This window comes from Pseudomonas entomophila L48, from assembly GCF_000026105.1.
GTDB lineage: Bacteria > Pseudomonadota > Gammaproteobacteria > Pseudomonadales > Pseudomonadaceae > Aquipseudomonas > Aquipseudomonas entomophila.
The window spans coordinates 5805110-5823694 of sequence record NC_008027.1 but is presented as its reverse complement, the minus strand read 5'-3'; the positions used below and the strand labels follow the sequence as shown (position 1 = coordinate 5823694).

The 18585-nt window shown below is 63.7% G+C and carries 17 protein-coding genes; 8 read left to right on the top strand and 9 right to left on the bottom strand.

Annotated features, from left to right (window positions below; genetic code table 11):
- Positions 1-21 precede the first annotated feature (21 nt).
- On the bottom strand, positions 22-339 hold the full coding sequence (locus PSEEN_RS25450; protein ID WP_011536463.1) for a hypothetical protein: 318 nt from the start codon (positions 337-339) through the stop codon (positions 22-24).
- 182 nt (positions 340-521) lie between these two features.
- The gene (gene zwf, locus PSEEN_RS25445) at positions 522-1964 is read right to left on the bottom strand and encodes a glucose-6-phosphate dehydrogenase (protein ID WP_044488601.1); all 1443 of its coding nucleotides are present in this window, start codon (positions 1962-1964) and stop codon (positions 522-524) included.
- A gap of 103 nt (positions 1965-2067) precedes the next feature.
- On the opposite strand from zwf, the gene hexR reads away from it, so the two are divergent.
- Entirely contained in the window at positions 2068-2934 is an 867-nt protein-coding gene (gene hexR / locus PSEEN_RS25440) for a transcriptional regulator HexR (RefSeq protein WP_011536461.1), read from the top strand.
- Between the two features lie 179 nt (positions 2935-3113).
- On the top strand, positions 3114-3332 hold the full coding sequence (locus tag PSEEN_RS25435) for a PA3496 family putative envelope integrity protein (RefSeq protein ID WP_011536460.1): 219 nt from the start codon (positions 3114-3116) through the stop codon (positions 3330-3332).
- Here the strand turns inward: PSEEN_RS25435 and PSEEN_RS25430 are convergent.
- Positions 3274-4236, bottom strand: a complete 963-nt coding sequence (locus PSEEN_RS25430; protein WP_011536459.1) for a LysR family transcriptional regulator — start codon at positions 4234-4236, stop codon at positions 3274-3276. The two genes, PSEEN_RS25435 and PSEEN_RS25430, sit on opposite strands and share 59 nt — an antisense overlap.
- A gap of 189 nt (positions 4237-4425) precedes the next feature.
- Between PSEEN_RS25430 and PSEEN_RS25425 the strand changes: the two genes are divergently transcribed.
- Both PSEEN_RS25425 and oadA read left to right on the top strand, forming a co-directional pair.
- Positions 4426-5841, top strand: coding sequence for an acetyl-CoA carboxylase biotin carboxylase subunit (locus tag PSEEN_RS25425; RefSeq protein ID WP_011536458.1), 1416 nt, complete (start codon positions 4426-4428; stop codon positions 5839-5841).
- 11 nt (positions 5842-5852) lie between these two features.
- Complete coding sequence (gene oadA / locus PSEEN_RS25420) at positions 5853-7661, top strand: sodium-extruding oxaloacetate decarboxylase subunit alpha (protein ID WP_011536457.1); 1809 nt, start codon at positions 5853-5855, stop codon at positions 7659-7661.
- Positions 7662-7807: 146 nt separating this feature from the next.
- Here the strand turns inward: oadA and PSEEN_RS25415 are convergent, their stop codons facing one another.
- The 3 genes from PSEEN_RS25415 to PSEEN_RS25405 are packed head-to-tail and all read right to left on the bottom strand — an operon-like array spanning position 7808 to position 9575.
- A complete protein-coding gene (locus PSEEN_RS25415; RefSeq protein WP_011536456.1) occupies positions 7808-8479 on the bottom strand; it encodes a GNAT family N-acetyltransferase in 672 nt (223 codons plus the stop codon).
- A gap of 7 nt (positions 8480-8486) precedes the next feature.
- Positions 8487-8933, bottom strand: coding sequence for a GNAT family N-acetyltransferase (locus tag PSEEN_RS25410; RefSeq protein ID WP_011536455.1), 447 nt, complete (start codon positions 8931-8933; stop codon positions 8487-8489).
- Positions 8934-8945: 12 nt separating this feature from the next.
- Positions 8946-9575 (bottom strand): FMN-binding negative transcriptional regulator, encoded by a 630-nt coding sequence (locus tag PSEEN_RS25405; protein WP_011536454.1) that lies wholly within the window; start codon positions 9573-9575, stop codon positions 8946-8948.
- 90 nt (positions 9576-9665) lie between these two features.
- On the opposite strand from PSEEN_RS25405, the gene pdxR reads away from it, so the two are divergent.
- Complete coding sequence (gene pdxR / locus PSEEN_RS25400; RefSeq protein ID WP_011536453.1) at positions 9666-11192, top strand: MocR-like pyridoxine biosynthesis transcription factor PdxR; 1527 nt, start codon at positions 9666-9668, stop codon at positions 11190-11192.
- A gap of 271 nt (positions 11193-11463) precedes the next feature.
- On the top strand, positions 11464-11928 hold the full coding sequence (locus PSEEN_RS25395; RefSeq protein ID WP_044488598.1) for a hypothetical protein: 465 nt from the start codon (positions 11464-11466) through the stop codon (positions 11926-11928).
- A gap of 46 nt (positions 11929-11974) precedes the next feature.
- Here the strand turns inward: PSEEN_RS25395 and PSEEN_RS25390 are convergent, their stop codons facing one another.
- The 3 genes from PSEEN_RS25390 to PSEEN_RS25380 all read right to left on the bottom strand — a co-directional run bounded on the left by PSEEN_RS25390 (position 11975) and on the right by PSEEN_RS25380 (position 15328).
- Complete coding sequence (locus tag PSEEN_RS25390; protein ID WP_011536452.1) at positions 11975-13078, bottom strand: extracellular solute-binding protein; 1104 nt, start codon at positions 13076-13078, stop codon at positions 11975-11977.
- A gap of 2 nt (positions 13079-13080) precedes the next feature.
- Entirely contained in the window at positions 13081-14121 is a 1041-nt protein-coding gene (locus PSEEN_RS25385) for a histone deacetylase family protein (RefSeq protein ID WP_011536451.1), read from the bottom strand.
- Between the two features lie 214 nt (positions 14122-14335).
- Complete coding sequence (locus tag PSEEN_RS25380; RefSeq protein ID WP_011536450.1) at positions 14336-15328, bottom strand: AraC family transcriptional regulator; 993 nt, start codon at positions 15326-15328, stop codon at positions 14336-14338.
- Positions 15329-15539: 211 nt separating this feature from the next.
- Between PSEEN_RS25380 and PSEEN_RS25375 the strand changes: the two genes are divergently transcribed.
- Together PSEEN_RS25375 and PSEEN_RS25370 are read left to right on the top strand one after the other, a co-directional pair.
- Positions 15540-17591, top strand: coding sequence for a type VI secretion system Vgr family protein (locus PSEEN_RS25375; RefSeq protein ID WP_011536449.1), 2052 nt, complete (start codon positions 15540-15542; stop codon positions 17589-17591).
- Entirely contained in the window at positions 17588-18484 is an 897-nt protein-coding gene (locus PSEEN_RS25370; protein WP_011536448.1) for a DUF4123 domain-containing protein, read from the top strand. Before PSEEN_RS25375 ends, PSEEN_RS25370 begins: the two co-directional genes overlap by 4 nt.
- The last annotated feature ends 101 nt before the right edge of the window (positions 18485-18585 follow it).

The following is an 18585-nucleotide window of genomic DNA, read 5'->3' as shown; positions in this document are numbered from 1 at the left end:
TGGGCGGCGGCAGGTGATTGATCAGTGGGTTTCGACGATGTCGGTGATGCTGGTGATCAGCTCGCCGTCGTGGAAGATGTCTACTTTCGGGATATTGCTGTGATCGCCCGGCATTTCAAAGGTGACGGCCTTGTCGGTGACGACCTGTGGATAGATGCCATCTGCCGCCTTCAGGGTCAGCTCCAGGGCCAGAGCATAAGACTTGTCCTGAACGGCACGCAGGGACAGAGTTGGCTGGACACCAGGGTGCCCGACGGTGACGGTACCGTAGACACGGAAGCGAGCGTTGCCCGGCATCTTGTCATTCTGTGCAACCCAACCGTTGGTTTCGATTTTCATGTATTGACTCCTCGTCATCAAGGCGACGCGAAATGCGTCGCCATGGGTCGAAGAGTCAGTTGTTACGACCACTTGTATCAGAGGGAATTCGTTTAGCTATGTGCGGCACTTCCTCGTTGGGTGTCGGTTGAGTGCTTTCAAGCTTGTGGAATTTCTTCATGAATACAGCAGTGGCAGGCGCTTCAGCTATGCCAGTGCCTGCCCTGGTGTGCCAGCAGGCTGTTAGCCTGTTCCGGGCCATTGCTGCCGGCTGGGTAGGGGCGCGGTGCTTGGAAGTGTTCTTCCCAGCCCTGCAGGATCGGGTCGATCCAGGCCCACGCCGCCTCGACCTCGTCACGGCGCATGAACAGCGTCGAGTCACCCTCCAGCACGTCCAGCAGCAGGCGTTCGTATGCCTCCCAGCGCCGTGTCTGGGCGAAGGCCTGGGCCAGGTTGAGGTCCAGTTCGACCGGTGCCAGGCGCATGCCCTTGCCCGGGCTCTTGGTCATCATGCGCAAGCTGATGTGTTCGTCCGGTTGCAGCTGGATCAGCAACTGGTTGACCTGCCCACCGCTGAACAGCTCGTGCGGCACCGGCTTGAACTGGATAACGATCTGCGACGAGCGGCGCGCCATGCGCTTGCCGGTGCGCAGGTAGAAGGGCACGCTGGCCCAGCGCCAGTTGTCGATGTGCGCCTGGACCGCAACGAAGGTCTCGGTGTCGCTGTCGTTGTCCACATCCTTCTCGAAGTAGTAGGCGGGTACTTCCTGGCCGCCGATCTTGCCGGCGCCGTACTGGCCACGCACGGTCTTGTCCTGTACATCCTGCCCGGTGATGGGCTTGAGGGCGCGGAGGATCTTCACTTTTTCGTCGCGCACCGCTTCGGCCTCGAACTGCGCGGGTGGCTCCATGGCCACCAGGCACAGCAACTGCAACAGGTGGTTCTGCAGCATGTCGCGGGTGGCGCCGGCGCGGTCGTAATAGGCGCCGCGGTTCTCGACCCCGAGCGTCTCGCAGACGCTGATCTGCACATGGTCGACCTGGCTGTTGCGCCACACTGGCTCCAGCAGGGCATTGGCAAAGCGCAGGGCCATCAGGTTCTGCACCGTCTCCTTACCCAGGTAATGGTCGATGCGGAACACCTGGGACTCGTCGAACACGTCGCCGATGGCCTCGTTGATCGCGGTAGCCGATTCCAGCGAATGGCCGATGGGCTTTTCCAGGACGATGCGCGCCTCGCTGTCGGCCAACCCGGCGATACGCAGGTGGTTGGCGATGGGTACGAACAGCCTGGGCGCGGTGGCCAGGTAGTAGATACGCGTCAGCCCGCCGGGCTCACCGAGGTAGCGGGCCAGGCGGCCGAAGTCGGCGCTTTGCGCGGCGTCCATCGGGAAGTAGTCCAGGCGTGCCGAGAAGCGCTGCCACACGTCCTCGTCGAAATCCTGGCGGGCGATCTGTGCCCGGCAGTGGCGCTCGGCGAGTTTGACGTAGTCGTTGCGCGGCAACGGCCTTCGGGCCAGGGAGATGATCCGCACGGCGTTGTGCAGGCGAGCCTCGCGATACAGGTGGTAGAGCGCCGGCAGCAGCTTGTGCAGGGCAAGATCGCCGGTGCCGCCGAAAACCAGGATGTCGCAAGGAATAGTCAAACCACCACACTCCACGTTCGTTTAGCTGGGCGGGTTGGCAAGCATGTAGTATAACTACAAGAAAGCTACATCCCGGCCAGCCGATCATAACCGAGTCCAGCCCGTGAATCTGTTGCAACATATCGCCCAATCGCGCCACCTGCTGCGCAAATCGGAACTCAAAGTGGCCGACCACGTGCTGCTCGATCCGGCTGCCGTCATGCACAGCTCCATGGCCGACCTGGCGCACAGCGTGGGCATCAGCGAGCCGACCATCGTGCGTTTCTGCCGGGCGATCGGCTGCTCGGGCTTCCAGGACCTCAAGCTCAAGCTGGCGCAGAGCCTGGCCGCGGGCGCCAGTTTCGGCCAGTTCGCCATCCATGAAGACGACTCGGTCGCCGACTACAGCCTGAAGATTTTCGACACCACCCTGCACACGCTGATGGAGGTGCGCGAGCACCTCGACCCACAGGCGTTGCAGCAGGCGGTGACGGCCATGGCCCAGGCCCAGCGCGTGGAGTTCTATGGGTTTGGCGCATCGGGTGCGGTGGCTGCCGACGCCCAGCACAAGTTCTTCCGCCTGCTGCTCAGCGCCGCCGCCTATTCCGACCCGCACATGCAGGCGATGTCGGCGGTCACCTTGAAGCCCGGCGATGTGGCGGTGTGCATCTCGCAGTCGGGGCGTTCCAAGGACCTGCTGATCACCGCCAACCTGGTGCGCGAGAGCGGCGCCAACCTGATCACCCTGTGCCCGAGCCAGACGCCGCTGGCGGAGCTGTCGACCGTCAACCTGGCCATCGACGTGCATGAAGATACCGAGATCTACACGCCGCTGACTTCGCGCATCGCCCACCTTGTAGTGATCGATGTGCTGGCCATGGGCGTGGCCATGGCCCGCGGGCCGAGCCTGGTCAACCACCTCAAGAGCGTGAAGCGCAGTTTGCGCAGCCTGCGTTTGTCGCCCAAGTCGATCAAGGCTACCGACGACTGAGCGTAAAGGCCTGTTCGCCGGCAAGCCGGCTCCTACGGGTTGTCATGTAGGAGCCGGCTTGCCGGCGAACAGGCCCGTGAAAACTGCGAAAATTCACGATTCTGTCACCATTCCACCGCCAAACCGTAAACCCCTGAGGTCAGTCTGAAACTCCCCGCATCCTATCTGGGAGACAGGCAATGGCACGCGATCACGACGGTGTGTACCAACCCAACGCCAAAGCTCGCAAGCAGCAGGAAAAGGACCAGCGCCGCATGGAGTTCCGCCGCGCGATCGAAAGCTACTGCGACCAGCGCCAGCTGCTGCGCGAACTGGCCGACTACCCCGACTTGCAAGACTTCACGGTGTGGCAGGTATCGGCGGCAACTTCCCCGAGAAACGCTCCACAAGCCGGCTGATCTGCGCACGTTCGCCACGGATGAACGCTTGGAATGCCAACGCTACCGGCGACTGCCGCTTGCTTTTCGATTGCACCAGGCACCAGCTGCGGTACAGCGGTAGTTCTTCCACCGGCAGCTCCTTAAGCACACCGGTGGCCAGCTCCAGGTTTACCGCATGGCGGGTCAGCAGGGCGATGCCCAGGCCGGCCACCACGCACTCGCGCTGGGCATCGGTGGAGGCTACTTCGAGGGTCTGGGTGAAGTGCACGCGCTTGTCCTTGAAGAACTCCTCGCAGGCCTTGCGCGTGCCCGACCCCTGCTCGCGGACCAGCAGAGTATGAGGTTCGAGGTCCTGCAGGCGCAGCTGTTCGAGCTTGCACAGCGGATGGTCCGGTGGCGCCACGGCAACGATCGGGTTGTTGAGAAAGGGCAGGAACTCCAGGCCCATGTCCTGGGGCACCATGGACATGATGGTGAGGTCGTCGCGGTTGTCCGACAGGCGCCGGATCGCCTGGGCCCGGTTGACTACCGTCAGGGTGAGGTTGACCTCCGGGTGGTGCTGCTTGAAGGCGGCGAACAGGTGTGGCACGAAGTACTTGGCGCTGGACTCGATCGCCAGCTTCAGCTGCCCCTGCAGTGAGCCCTGCATGTCGGACAGCTGCATGTCGAGGTTTTCCAGACGCCCGAAGATATCCCGGCTGGCGCGTTGCAGTGCCTCGGCCGCCTCGGTCAGGTAGAGCTTCTTGCCGACGTACTCGAACAGTGGCTGGCCGACCAGTTCCTCGAGCTGGCGGATCTGTAGACTAACGGCGGGTTGCGTCAGCGACATCTCCTCGGCGGCCCGGCTGTAGGAGCGTAAATCGCACACCTCGTTGAACACCTGCAGCTGACGTAAAGTCATACGCATCAAGGACTTACGCATTTTATTCTTGGCTCCGGCAAAACCTTGTTACCGAACTATAAGCTTTTGCTAATACTGCCTCTAACAAATATTGATTTTTGTTTATCGACCTTCAGCGCTAGGGTGAATATGCGACTGGCCAGCGACGTCTGGTCACGCGCCGACCGGTAGAACCGGATCGTCTGTTCCTACGGCTTTGGGAAGACTCCAGTGATAACAAAAATCCTGATCGCCAACCGGGGTGAAATCGCAGTTCGGATCGTGCGTGCCTGCGCCGAAATGGGCATTCGCTCCGTGGCGATCTATGCCGACGCCGACCGCCACGCCCTGCACGTCAAGCGCGCCGACGAGGCCTACAGCATCGGTGCCGAGCCCCTGGCCGGTTACCTGAACCCGCGCAAGCTGGTGAACCTTGCTGTGGAGACTGGCTGCGACGCCCTGCACCCAGGCTACGGTTTCCTGTCGGAAAACGCCGAACTGGCGGAGATCTGCGCCGAGCGCGGGATCAAGTTCATCGGCCCGGCCGCCGACGTCATTCGCCGCATGGGCGACAAGACTGAAGCGCGCCGCACCATGATCGCGGCCGGCGTGCCGGTCACCCCCGGCACCGAAGGCAACGTCGCCGATATCCATGAAGCCCTGCAGGAAGGCGACCGCATCGGTTACCCGGTGATGCTCAAGGCCACCTCCGGGGGTGGCGGCCGCGGTATCCGCCGCTGCAACAGCCGTGAAGAGCTGGAGCAGAACTTCCCCCGGGTGATCTCCGAGGCCACCAAGGCCTTCGGTTCGGCGGAAGTGTTCCTGGAAAAGTGCATCGTCAACCCCAAGCACATCGAGGCGCAGATCCTCGGTGACAGCTTTGGCAACGTGGTGCATCTGTTCGAGCGCGACTGCTCGATCCAGCGCCGCAACCAGAAGCTCATCGAGATCGCCCCGAGCCCGCAGCTCACGCCTGAACAGCGCGCCTACATCGGCGACCTGGCGGTGCGCGCGGCCAAGGCGGTGAACTATGAGAACGCCGGTACCGTGGAGTTCCTGCTCGCCGATGGCGAGGTGTATTTCATGGAGATGAACACCCGGGTGCAGGTGGAGCACACCATCACCGAGGAAATTACTGGTATCGATATCGTCCGCGAGCAGATTCGCATCGCCTCCGGCCTGCCGCTGTCGATCAAGCAGGAAGACATCCAGCACCGCGGCTACGCGCTGCAGTTCCGCATCAACGCCGAAGACCCGAAGAACAACTTCCTGCCCAGCTTCGGCAAGATCACCCGCTACTACGCCCCCGGCGGCCCTGGCGTGCGCACCGACACGGCGATCTACACCGGCTACACCATCCCGCCGTTCTACGACTCCATGTGCCTGAAACTGGTGGTCTGGGCGCTGACCTGGGAAGAAGCCATGGACCGTGGCCTGCGGGCCCTGGACGACATGCGCGTGCAAGGGGTGAAGACCACCGCCGCGTACTACCAGGAGATCCTGCGCAACCCGGAATTCCGCAGCGGCCAGTTCAACACCAGCTTCGTCGAAAGCCACCCTGAACTGACCAACTACTCGATCAAGCGCAAACCCGAAGAGCTGGCCCTGGCCATCGCCGCCGCCATCGCCGCGCACGCAGGCCTGTGAGGAACCGAACAATGTCCAAGAAAATCTTTGTCACCGACACGATCCTGCGCGACGCCCACCAGTCCCTGCTGGCCACCCGCATGCGCACCGAAGACATGCTGCCGATCTGCGACAAGCTCGACAAGGTCGGCTACTGGTCGCTGGAAGTCTGGGGTGGCGCCACCTTCGACGCCTGCGTGCGCTTCCTCAAGGAAGACCCGTGGGAGCGCCTGCGCAAGCTGCGCGCCGCATTGCCCAACACCCGCCTGCAGATGCTCCTGCGCGGCCAGAACCTGCTCGGTTACCGTCATTACAGCGACGACGTGGTCAAGGCCTTCGTGGCCAAGGCCGCAGTCAACGGCATCGACGTGTTCCGCATCTTCGACGCCATGAACGACGTGCGTAACCTGCGCGTGGCCATCGAAGCGGTGAAGGCCGCCGGCAAGCACGCCCAGGGCACCATCGCCTACACCACCAGCCCGGTGCACACCATCGATGCCTTCGTGCAGCAGGCCAAGCAGATGGAAGCCATGGGCTGCGACTCGGTGGCGATCAAGGACATGGCCGGCCTGCTCACGCCATTCGCCACCGGCGAGCTGGTCAAGGCGCTGAAGGCCGAGCAGTCGCTGCCGGTGTTCATCCATTCCCACGACACCGCCGGCCTGGCCGCCATGTGCCAGCTCAAGGCGGTGGAAAACGGCGCCGACCACATCGACACCGCGATCTCCAGCTTCGCCTGGGGCACCAGCCACCCGGGCACCGAGTCGATGGTCGCCGCGCTCAAGGGCAGCGAGTTCGACACCGGCCTGGACCTGGAGCTGCTGCAGGAGATCGGCCTGTACTTCTACGCCGTGCGCAAGAAGTACCACCAGTTCGAGAGCGAGTTCACCGCCGTGGACACCCGCGTGCAGGTCAACCAGGTGCCGGGCGGGATGATTTCCAACCTGGCCAACCAGCTCAAGGAGCAGGGCGCGCTCAGCCGCATGAACGAAGTGCTGGCGGAGATCCCGCGTGTTCGCGAAGACCTCGGCTTCCCGCCGCTGGTCACCCCGACCTCGCAGATCGTCGGTACCCAGGCGTTCTTCAACGTGCTGGCCGGCGAGCGCTACAAGACCATCACCAACGAGGTGAAGCTGTACCTGCAGGGTGGTTACGGCAAGGCCCCGGGCGTGGTCAATGAGCAGCTGCGCCGCCAGGCGATCGGCAGCGAGGAAGTGATCGACGTGCGCCCGGCCGACCTGCTCAAGCCGGAGATGGCCAAGCTGCGTGCCGATATCGGCAGCCTGGCGCGATCCGAGGAAGATGTGCTGACCTTTGCCATGTTCCCCGACATTGGCCGCAAGTTCCTCGAGGAGCGCGAAGCCGGCACCCTCAAGCCCGAAGCCCTGCTGCCGATTCCGGAAGCCGGCGCGGTGGGCTCGGCGGGTGGTGAAGGCGTGCCGACCGAGTTCGTCATCGACGTGCACGGCGAGACCTACCGCGTCGACATCACCGGCGTGGGTGTCAAGGCCGAGGGCAAGCGCCACTTCTACCTGTCCATCGACGGCATGCCGGAAGAAGTGGTGTTCGAGCCGCTCAACGATTTCGTCGGCGGTGGCGGCAGCAAGCGCAAGCAAGCCAGCGAGCCGGGCCACGTCAGCACCAGCATGCCGGGCAACATCGTCGATGTGCTGGTCAAGGAAGGCGATGTGGTCAAGGCCGGGCAGGCGGTGCTGATCACCGAGGCGATGAAGATGGAGACCGAGGTCCAGGCGGCCATTGCCGGCAAGGTCGTGGCCATCCATGTGGCCAAGGGCGACCGGGTGACCCCGGGCGAGATCCTGATCGAGATCGAAGGCTGACAGACGCCTTCATCTGCAAGTGGTTAACCTCTGGGGGGCGAATGCTCCCCTTTTTTTGTGCTGGTTTTGGGCTTGTTCGCCGGCAAGCCGGCTCCTACAGGGGAATGCCAAACCTGTAGGAGCCGGCTTTGCCGGCGAATAGGCCATCAGCCTTTGCGACAAGCTTCCAGCGATCGCACCTGGCCTTCAGGCTGCTGGTTCGCCACGCTCAACCAGCGCTCGAACCCCGCCGCCACCGCTGGCCACTCGGCATCGGTGATCGAATACCAAGTGGTATCTCGATTGCGATCCTTGACCACCATGTGGTTGCGGAACACCCCTTCGAAGACAAAGCCGAAACGCTCCGCCGCCCGCTTGGAGCGCGCATTGGCATCGTTGCACTTCCACTCCAGCCGGCGGTTGCCCAGCTCGAAGCCGAGCTTGCCCAGCAGGTACACCGCCTCGGTGCCCTTTGGTGTGCGCTGCATGGCGGCGCCGAAGGCGATATGGCCGATCTCGAAGCGCCCCTGCTCCGGGACGATCGACATGTAGCTGAGGATGCCCTGGACCTGGCCGTTGGCCCGGTCGATGACGCTGTAGAACAGCGGGTCGCGACTGGCGGCGTTGCCCTCCAGCCAGCGGTCGAAGCCGGCGCGTTCCTGGAAGGGTCCATACGGCAGGTAGTCCCACAGCACCGGGTCCGATCCCGGCCCCTGCAACACGTCCCAAAGATCATCGCCATGGCGGGCCGGGTCGAGTTTTTCCAGGCGGATGAAGCGGCCTTCGATGGGCTCGGCCTTGGGCGTGCCAGCGGGTTTCCAGTTCAATGCGTCGGTCATGGTCGGCCTACAGTGGCTTGCGGAATTGAATGAAGCCCGGCCGCTCGGCGACCTGCTCGTACAGGCCGATGGCGGTGGCGTTGGTTTCGTGGGTCAGCCAGTGCACCTTGATGCAGCCTGCGGCCTTGGCCGTGGTGTACACATGCTCGATCAACTGGCGACCGATGCCCAGGCCACGGACTTCGCTGTCCACGTAGAGGTCCTGCAGGTAGCAGGAATTTTCGATGCTCCAGTTGGAGCGATGGTAGATGAAGTTGACCATGCCCACCGCCTTGCCATCGACCCAGGCCAGCGCCGAGTGGGTAGGTTCGTTGGGGTCGAGCAGGCGCTGCCAGGTGTTTGTGCTGATCGCGTCGGCCAGTTCGGTTTCGTAGAACTTCAGATAGGCGTTCCACAGTGGCAGCCAGGCTGATTGATCGTTGGCGCCCACCGGGCGCAGGGTAACGGTGGTCATCGGTCTTTTCCTTCAGAGATCGCGCATGTGCGCGGCGAGTTGGTTGTCCAGGGTGTCGGCGCTGGCGCCCAGGCCTTCGCGCACGCCGGCTATGTCCTGCGCCGAACGGTTCTGGCTCAGCTTGCGTGCGCCTTGCAGGCGGGCAATGGGCATGCGGATACCGACGATGGCGCGGAGCATGCCTTCCAGGTAGTCATTGGGTGCGTCGGCCACTGTCCAGGGTTCACTGCGGCCCTGCTCATGGCGATTGGTCAGGCGGCTGACGATGTCCAGCAGCGGCTGCGCATTGTGGATAACTTCGATCGGGCCGTAGGCGTGCACGGACAGGTAGTTCCAGGTCGGTACCACCTTGGGGTTGTCTGCCTTGCTGGGGTAATAGCCTGGGCTGACATAGGCGTCGGCACCGGGAAACACCAATAGCGCCTCACCACCCTGTTCCAGGTCCCGCCATTGCGGGTTGGCGCGGGCCAGGTGTCCATAAATGGTGCCGAACTCGCCATCAGCGGTGTCGACCAGCACCGGCAGGTGGGTGGCCAGCAAGCCTTGTTCGCCGTGGCTGACCAATAACGCCAGCCGGGTTTCCAACATGTGCCGGTGCAGGCGGGCGAGGTCGTGTTCCTGATGGGGCTTGTTGTTGTACATGCCGGAGTTCCTTGTGCTGTGGCTCCATCCTAGGCAGGCTATTGGCTCTGTGTAAGAGCCATTTACCTCTGTTTTTATAGGTCCAATGCCATGAGTGAGCCTTCCCACGCATTGCCTTTCGACCCCGCCGGCATCGTGCTTGACCGTCGCCGGGGGCTCAGCCAGCAGCTTTACCAGGCACTGCGCGCGCGCGTGCTGGATGGGCGCCTGGGCAGCGGTACGCGGCTGCCGGCGACACGGGACCTGGCAGCGGTGCTGGCGCTGTCGCGCAACAGCGTGGTGCGGGCCTATGACCAGTTGTACGCCGAAGGCTTCATCGAGAGCCGGGTAGGGGATGGCACTTATGTGAGCCAGCTACCGAAACTATCCACACAACTATCCACAAGGTTATCCCGGGGTTTATCAACAGACTTATCCACATTTTGTGCTTCTGATACTGAGGATTTATCCAGTTTTGGTGATACCGACGAGCCTTTTGGGCGTCTGAAAAATCATCAACTGCCGCTACCCAGAGGGGGTTCTCCAAAGGCGTTTCGTGTGGGAGTGCCTGCGTTCGATCTCTTTCCGTTCGAGGTGTGGGCCAAGCTGCAAGCGGGTTTCTGGCGAAACCCCGACCCGGCATTGCTGGGTTATGGCGATCCGGCCGGGGAGCCGCAGCTGCGTGAACTGATCGCCACCTACCTGCGCCGCTCTCGGGGCCTGTCTTGCACGGCTGAACAAATTGTGATCACCAGTGGTTCGCAGGAAGCAATTAACCTTTGTGCACAGTTGCTGTTGCGGCCTGGCGATGGCGTGGCTGTGGAAAACCCGGGGTACCGTGCCGCCGGGCATGCCTTCGCGATGGCCGGGGCGAAGCTCCGGGGCGTACCGGTGGATGAAGAGGGCATGGATTGCGCGAGGCTAAGCGAGTTGCCCGAGTGCCGACTGGCCTATGTGACGCCGGCCCACCAGTACCCCACCGGGGTCACAATGAGCCTGGCCCGGCGCCTGGCGCTGCTGGCTTGGGCCGAACGCCGGGAGGGCTGGATCATCGAGGACGATTACGACGGCGAGTACCGTTACAGCGGTGCACCCCTGGCGCCGTTGGCCGCGTTGGACCGGGCGGGGCGGGTGCTCTACGTCGGCACCTTCGGCAAGATCGCCTTTCCCGCGTTGCGGCTGGGCTACCTGGTGCTGCCTCGCGGGCTGGTGCAGGCCTTCAGCCAGGCGAGGGCGCTGGCGGTGCGCCATTCCGAGGTGGGCACCCAGTGCGTCATGGCACAGTTCATGGCCCAGGGGCATTTCCAGCGGCATATCCGGCGCATGCGGCGGGCCGCGCTGGCGCGGCGCAATGTGCTCAAGGCCGGCTGGCCGGTGGATGTACCGGGGTTGGGGCCGATGCCGGAGGTGGCGGCGGGGCTCCATGTGAAAGTGGATGTGGATAACTTTGCGCGGGAGCAGGAGCTGGTGCGCCGGGCCGAAGCGGTGGGGGTGGAGGTCAATCCTTTGAGCGGGTACTGGCTGGAAGACAGCGAGGTGCCTGTGGATAAGCGGGCGGGGTTGGTGCTGGGTTTTGCGGCGGTGCCGGAAGCCGGGATTGCGGATGCGCTGATGCGCTTGCGCAGGGTCTGGAGGTAGCACGGTGCCTCCAGTCTGAGCCTCCCTCTAAGCTGTGAATCGCGCTGATGCCACGGCTGCATTCCTGTTGCAAGCCGTTAAGTTAGCCAATTAGCTGGCTAATCTAGTTTTTCAAATCGGCTTGAGTCATCACTGCATACCTCCATTCGCCTAGGTTTGGCAACTGTTAGAAGTGATAGGTTTCTTGGTCAACTTATCGATATATATTTCGACCATGCAAGATTTTCTATGTGTTGTGCCGCCACGTTAATTTGATCTGGAGCATGGAAAAATGAGTGCGTACAAAAAACTTCTTGTTAAAGCACTGGAAAAAATCGCAGCCCCGGGTGTACTGGCTCAGAGCAACGGTCACTTCACTGCCTTCATTGGTGGGAAGTTATTTGAGGCTCGAGAGGTGCGTGGGTTCTCAGGCTTCGGGCTTTATATGGTATTGGGTATTACTGAAGACAAAGGTTCCAAACGTTATCTCTCCTTTGCGGCTGATGAGGAAAGTAAAAATGGTATTTTTCCTGTCGGTCCCGAGGACAAGGAAGGCATGGTGACAGTCGGGTATACCGTTGAAAGGATGGAGAAGCCGACAATCGAGTACCCAGCCATTTTAGGTGGAGCTGAAATCACCTTCAAAGGTGACGGGCCCTACTCAGGTGAATTTATTGTAGAGCTGATGTCTGATAAATATATCAATACTATTGCCGGCGCAAAGTTCCATCTTAATAAATTTGAAGAAATTCAGTAAGTTTGAAATGCCCCTGTCCTCTCGACAGGGGCATGACGCTTGCCTGTCAGGTTCCTGACTTGATCTTGGTCCAGGCTCGCGTACGCGCTCGTTCTGCATCCCGTGCCAACGGTTTGAGCGTATACAGCGTGGCCATCGCCTCTGCTGTCGGGTACAAGTTCGGGTTGTTGCGAATCGCCGGGTTGACCTTGTCGGTCGCATCCTTGTTCGGGTTCGGATACCCCACGAAATCGCTGATCGGCGCAATCACTTCAGGCCGCAGCAGGTAGTTGATGAACGTGTGGGCATCCTCTGGATTGGCCGCGTTCTTCGGGATCGCCAGCATGTCGAACCAGATCGGCGCACCTTCCTTGGGCAGGCGCATGTCCACCGTCACGCCATTCTTCGCCTCGCGGGCGCGGTTGGCGGCCTGGGAGAAGCTGCCCGAATAGCCCACCGCCACGCAGATGTCGCCATTGGCGATGTCGGCCATGTATTTGGAGGAGTGGAAGTAAGTGATGTGCGGGCGGATCTTCAGCAGCAGGTCCTGGGCTTTCTGGTAGTCGGCCGGCTTGTTGCTGTTGGGGTCCAGGCCCAGGTATTTCAGGGCCAGGGGCAGGATCTCGGACGGCGAGTCCAGCAGCGCCACGCCACATTGCTTGAGCTTGGCGATGTTCTCTTCCTTGAAGATCAGGTCCCAGCTGTCCACCGGGGCATTTTCGCCGAGCACGGCCTTGACCTTGTCCGGGTTGAAGCCGATCAGCACGGTGCCGTACATGTAGGGCACGGCGAACTTGTTGCCCGGGTCGTTGGCCTCGATCAGCTTCATCAGCGCCGGGTCCAGGTGCTGCCAGTTGGGTAGTTTCGAGCGATCGAGCGGCTGGAACACACCGGCCTCGATCTGCTTGGCGAGGAACACGTTGGACGGCACCACCACATCGTAGCCGGAGTTGCCGGTCAGCAGCTTGGCTTCCAGTGCCTCATTAGTGTCGAAGATGTCGTACACCAGCTTCACCGCGCTGTCCTTCTGGAAGTCGGTGAGGGTTTGCGGGGTGATGTAGTCGAACCAGTTGTACACCCGCAAGGTGCGCTGGTCGGCGTGGGCCTGGAGCGCGCCGGCGAGCAGGCCGGCGGTGATGAGCGGGGCGAGCAGACGCTTGAGTCGGACCATGTTCAGGCTCCTGGCTGGGCGCGCTGGAAACCTTCCAGCACATTGATCGCGTTGATGCCGATTTCCTCCACGGCGTAGCCACCCTCCATCACGAACAGGGTCGGCTTGCCGAGCTGGGCGATGCGCTTGCCCATCGCCAGGTAGTCGGGGCTGTCGAGCTTGAACTGGGAGATTGGGTCGTCCTTGAAGGTGTCCACGCCCAGGGAGATCACCAGCACCTCGGCGTCGTAGGCGGCGATGCGCTGGCAGGCTGCTTCCAGCGCGGCGCTCCAGGCGGCCCAGTCGCTGCCGGCGGGCAGGGGATAGTTGACGTTGCAGCCTTCGCCCGCGCCTTCGCCGACCTCGTCGGCATACCCCAGGAAGAACGGGAACTCGTCCTGCGGGTCGCCGTGGATCGAGGCGAAGAACACATCGTTGCGTGTGTAGAAGATGTCCTGGGTGCCGTTGCCGTGGTGGTAGTCGACATCGAGGATGGCCACCTTGCGCCGACCCTGGTCGAGGAAGGCCTGGGCGGCAATGGCGGCGTTGTTCAGGTAGCAGTAGCCGCCCATCACCTCGGCGGCGGCGTGGTGCCCTGGCGGGCGGCACAGGGCGAAGGCCGCATGGGCACCCTGCTGGATCGCGGCCTGGGCGGTCAGGGCCACCTGCGCGGCGCTGTAGGCGGCCTGCCAGGTGCCGGCGGTGATCGGCGCGCCGGCGTCGAAGCTGTAGTAGCCCAGTTCGCCGTGCAGGCCGGTGGGCTTGACCTGGCGCAAGGTGCGCGCCGGCCAGGTGAAGGGCAGCAGGTCGCCATCATGGCCCAGTGCCGCCCAGCGGGCCCAGGCGCCCTCGAAGAAATTCAGGTAGTCGGCGCTGTGGATGCGCTGCAGCGGGGCGCGGCCAAAATCGGTGGGGCCTTGCACGGGGCCGAGGTTGCGCTGCTTTACCTGATCGAGGACGTGATCGGCGCGGGAGGGCATTTCGAAGCAGGGCATCAGCTGGCCGTCGATCAGCTCGCAGCGGCCATGGTGCAGGCGGTGGTCATCGGAATAGATCGTCAGCACTTATTGTTCTCCGGTTATGACTGGCGTGGGGCCATTCTGGTGGGCGGCCAGTCCAGGGAGAACGATGCAAACGGCCAAAAGGGGATCGATGTGGCCACGGGTACTGGCCGAATCTTGATCATCCTGCACCAGCCCATTTGCGGGCATGGCGCAAATATCGAGAGCGGTGCTGATCCTGTAGGAGCGGGCTTACCCGCGAAATGGCCGGTACAGATCACCCGCGAAAATGGCTCGGCGCCACGCCACTCCAGCGCTGGAAGGCATGCCGGAAACTTGCGGTCTCGCTGAACCCCAGTGTTTCCGCGATGCGATAGATCGGCATCTGGTCCTCGGCCAGCAACTGCTTGGCCCGCTCGAAGCGCAACTCGTCGAGCAGCTGTTGATAACTGCTGCCCAGCGCCTGCAGGTGCCGGCGCAAGGTGCGCGACGAGCAGTTCATCTGCCGCGCCAGCCCGTCCAGCCCGGGTGCGGCATCCAGTTGCTGCAGCAGCAACTGGCGAATTCGCCCCAGCCAGGCCTGGCGCCCGGTGAACTCCAGGTTCAGGCGCCGGCAGCGCTCGCCCATGGCCTTGTGGGTGATCGGGTCGGCCAGTGGCAGTGGCATGTCCAGCCAGCGGCGTTCGAAGGCGAAGGCGTTGTCCCTGGCCTCGAACCCCAGCGGGCACTGGAATGCCCCGTTGTAGAGCGCGTGATAACCGGGCCGGGCATGTTCGAAGCGTGCCGCCAGCAACGGCAGCGGGCGGCCCAGCAGGTCGTCGCAGATCACCTTGAGCGACACCAGGCAGAACTCGGCGTTGAAGGCCGCCAGCCCCGGCGCGTCGTAGTGGTCGCTGGCGCACAGCCAGACCCGCTGGCCATCGTCGACCAGGCGCAGCTGGAAGACTGTTCCCAGCAGTGCCGGATAGCTCAGCGCCAGGCGCAGGGCGTCACCCAAAGTGGCACTGGAGAGCAGGGCGTAACCGAGCATCCCGTAGCACGACACATGCATGCGCCGGCCCAGCTCCAGGCCGATGTCCTCGCGCCGGGCCACGGCGTTGGCGCACACCTGCAGCTCCTGCTGGGTGGTGATGCGCGCATCGCTGTGGCCCAGGTCCGCCGGGCCAATGCCGCTGCCGGCGAGCAGCTGTCGCGGGTCGACGCCGGCCTCCTGGAACACCTGGAGGATCAGCGAAACCGCGTTGAGGGTGGTGAGGTGGCTGTGCAGCATGCTCGGTATCCCGTAGGGCTGAGGGGAATCAGCAGCAATTTGCGTGCCTCGTGGCTTAGTAAACGCCTTACGCGTTTCAAGGAAAGCTCCTACGCGAGCTCGGATCGGTCCTGCATATCTGGCGGAGAAGTTCCGCTAGCTTGGCGGTTTTCCCCACTTTGCAGGGGGCAATGCTGCGCCCCGGCCAAGGTGGCCCAACCAGGGACAACGGATGTTCGACTCATTACCCCCCGACCGCCTGCGGTTTCATGTACCGGCAGTCCAGCCTGAGCTTCAGGTCCTGAAATTCAGCGGCGACGAATACATCAGCAGGCTCTACCGCTTCGAGCTCGAACTGGTCAGCGAAAATGCCCGCCTGCCGCTCGAGCGGATGCTCAACCAACCGGCCTTTCTCGCCTTCGACGGCCTGGACTGCGGTATCCACGGTGTCATCAGCCGGTTCCGCCAGGGCGTGATCGGCGACCGCCTCACGCACTACCACGCCCGGCTGGAGCCACGGTTGGCGCGGCTGGGCCTGCGCACCAACTACCGGGTCTTCCAGCAGCGCACGGTGGCGCAGATCATCGGCCAGGTGCTCGAAGAGCACGGGCTGCTGGGTGACAGCTACCGCTTCCTCCTCGAAGAACCCTATCCACCGCGTGAGTACTGCGTGCAGTACGGCGAGAGCGACCTGGCGTTCATCGAACGGCTGTGCCAGGAAGACGGCATCCACTACCACTTCCAGCATTCGCGCCAGGGCCACGGCGTGGTGTTCGCCGACCACCAGTCGCACTTCCCCCGGCTCGGGCGCGCCCTGGGCTTTCATCCCCCCACCGGCCTGCAGGCCGACACCCAGGTGGTCAGCCAGTTCGGCGTGAGCGTGCGCACCGCGGTCAACCAGGTGGAGCTGCGCGACCATGACTTTCGCAAGGCCGCGCTGCCGCTGGCCTACCCGAGCAGCACCGGCGAGGCCCAGGTGCTGCCCCTGGAGCACTACGCCTACCCTGGCAGCCTGCGCCAGACCCTCGACCAGCAGCGGGGCGCTTCGCTGAGCAAGCGGGCGTTGCAGCGTTGTCGCTTCAACCATTGCCTGGCCGAAGGAGCCAGCGACGCGGCGTTTCTGCGCAGCGGCCATCTGCTGCAGCTGAACGACCACCCCCGCGAGGCCTGGAACGACCTGTGGCTGCTCACCCACGTCCACCACGAGGGCCAACAGCCCCAGGTGCTCGAGGAGCACGCCGCAGCCGACGCGCAGACGCGCTACAGCAACACCTTCAACGCCATCCCCTGGGACGTGCTGTTCCGCCCGCCGCTGGCCCGGCCCCGGCCGCAGGTGCCCGGCGGCCAGGTGGCCAAGGTCACCGGCCCACCCGGCGAGGAGGTGTATTGCGACGCCCTGGGCAGGGTCAAGGTGCAGTTCCACTGGGACCGCGAAGGCCGGGGCGACGCGCACACCAGCTGCTGGTTGCGGGTGCTGTCCAGCTGGTCCGGCGACCGTTACGGCGCGGTCACGCTGCCCCGGGTCGGCATGGCGGTGGTGGTCAGCTTCCTCGACAACGACCCCGACCAGCCCGTGGTCAGCGGCTGCCTGCCCGACAGCCTGCACCCGCCACCCTATGCCTTGCCCGAAAACCGCAGCCGCACGGTGTTGCGCAGCCGCAGCCTGGGTGGCGGCGGGGGCTACAACGAACTGGCCATGGAGGACCGCGCGGGGCAGGAGCTGCTGTACCTGCGCGCCCAGCGCGACTACGAGCGGCAGGTGGGCAACGACAGCCATGAGGCAATCGGTGGCCGGCGCGAGGTGCGGGTGAAGGGGCCCAGCCGGGTCACCCTGGAGGCCGAGGAGCAGCGCACCGTCGGCGGGCATCGGCAGGTGCTGGTGCGGGCCAGCGACCACCTGGTGGTCGAGCAGGACAGCCAGACCCGCGTGGGCACGGTGCTGGTGCAGCACGCCGGGCGCCAGGTGCAGGTGTCGGCGGACGGCGAGGTGGTGGTGGAGGGCGGCGCCAGCATCACCCTCAAGGTTGGTGGGCAGCACCTGGTGATCAATGGCGCAGGCATCTTCTGCAGCAGCCCGATCCAGATCGGTGGGGCGCCGGCGGCCAGCGTCCTGGTGCAGCCCCTGCTGCCGGGCGACGGTCAGGGTCTGCCTGACGCGCTGCCGCTGCCCGTGACGGCGGGGCCGGTGCAGTGGGCGTTGTGGGCAGGAAGCCAGGCCCTCGACTGCGCGCTGTGTCCGGTCTGTGACAGCTGTTGCGACACACCCTTGGGAGGTGCGGTATGAGCGAGTTGACTCCGTGGCAGTGGATGGCCCGCGAGCGCGCTTGCGGCCGTGACATCGTGCTGATGCTGGGCGCCGGCTTCGATGCCCGCCAGGCCCTGATGGCCCGCTTGGGCTCCGAGCGCTGGAGCGTGCTGTACCAGCAGACCGACGTCGCCCACCTCGCGGCGCAAGGGCCGGCCTGCTTTCTGATTGGTGAGGGAGAGGTGCGCTTGCTGCAGGGCTTGTTCGAGGCGCCGCAAGGCAACTGGGGGTGGTTGGCCAGCCTGGCGCCCGGCGCCTTGCCAGACTGGGTCGAGCACTGGCGTGCACGGTTGCTGCTGGGCCAGCGGCCGCAGCGGGCACTGTACCGGTTCCACGACAACCGTGTACTGGCGCGGGCGATGGCGGTCGCGGATCGCAGGGCCGTCTGGCTCGGCCAGGCCATCAGCGTGTGCTACTGGCAGGCCACGGCCTGGCGGGTGGTGGATAACCCGGCGCCCCGTGCCTACCCCGTGCCGCCCGTTCCGGTCTGGTTACCGACTCCGGCCGAAGTCGAAGGCAATGGGGTCGCCTTGGCCAATGCCCATCGCTATCTCTCCGGCCTGCATTTGGACGCCTATCGCACCCTATCCCGGAACCAGATGCCCCTTGAGTGGTTGCAACGCCAACTGCGCCAGGCCCGTGCCTGGGGTTGGCATGCAGGGGAGGAGATCGAGTTCCTGCTGATGTTGAGCCTGCGCTCGCCGGGGTACGAAGTGCCGCGGGAGTGTGCACCGTTGGTTGATGAAAGCCCACAGGCGCATCTGGAGCGGTTGCGACTTCGTACGGTGTTTTTAACAGGGAGAAAGAAGAATGAAGGGGACGTTCTTGAAGTGTCTGGTGACGTTGGGTCTGGCTTCGTTGGTGGGGTGTAAGGAAGAGCTGCCGAATACGTTCAAGTTGGTGGGGGAACTGCCGCCTGACTTCGCGTATTCAGCGGCTGCGTATTATAAGCCAGAGCCAGGCACGGAGTGCT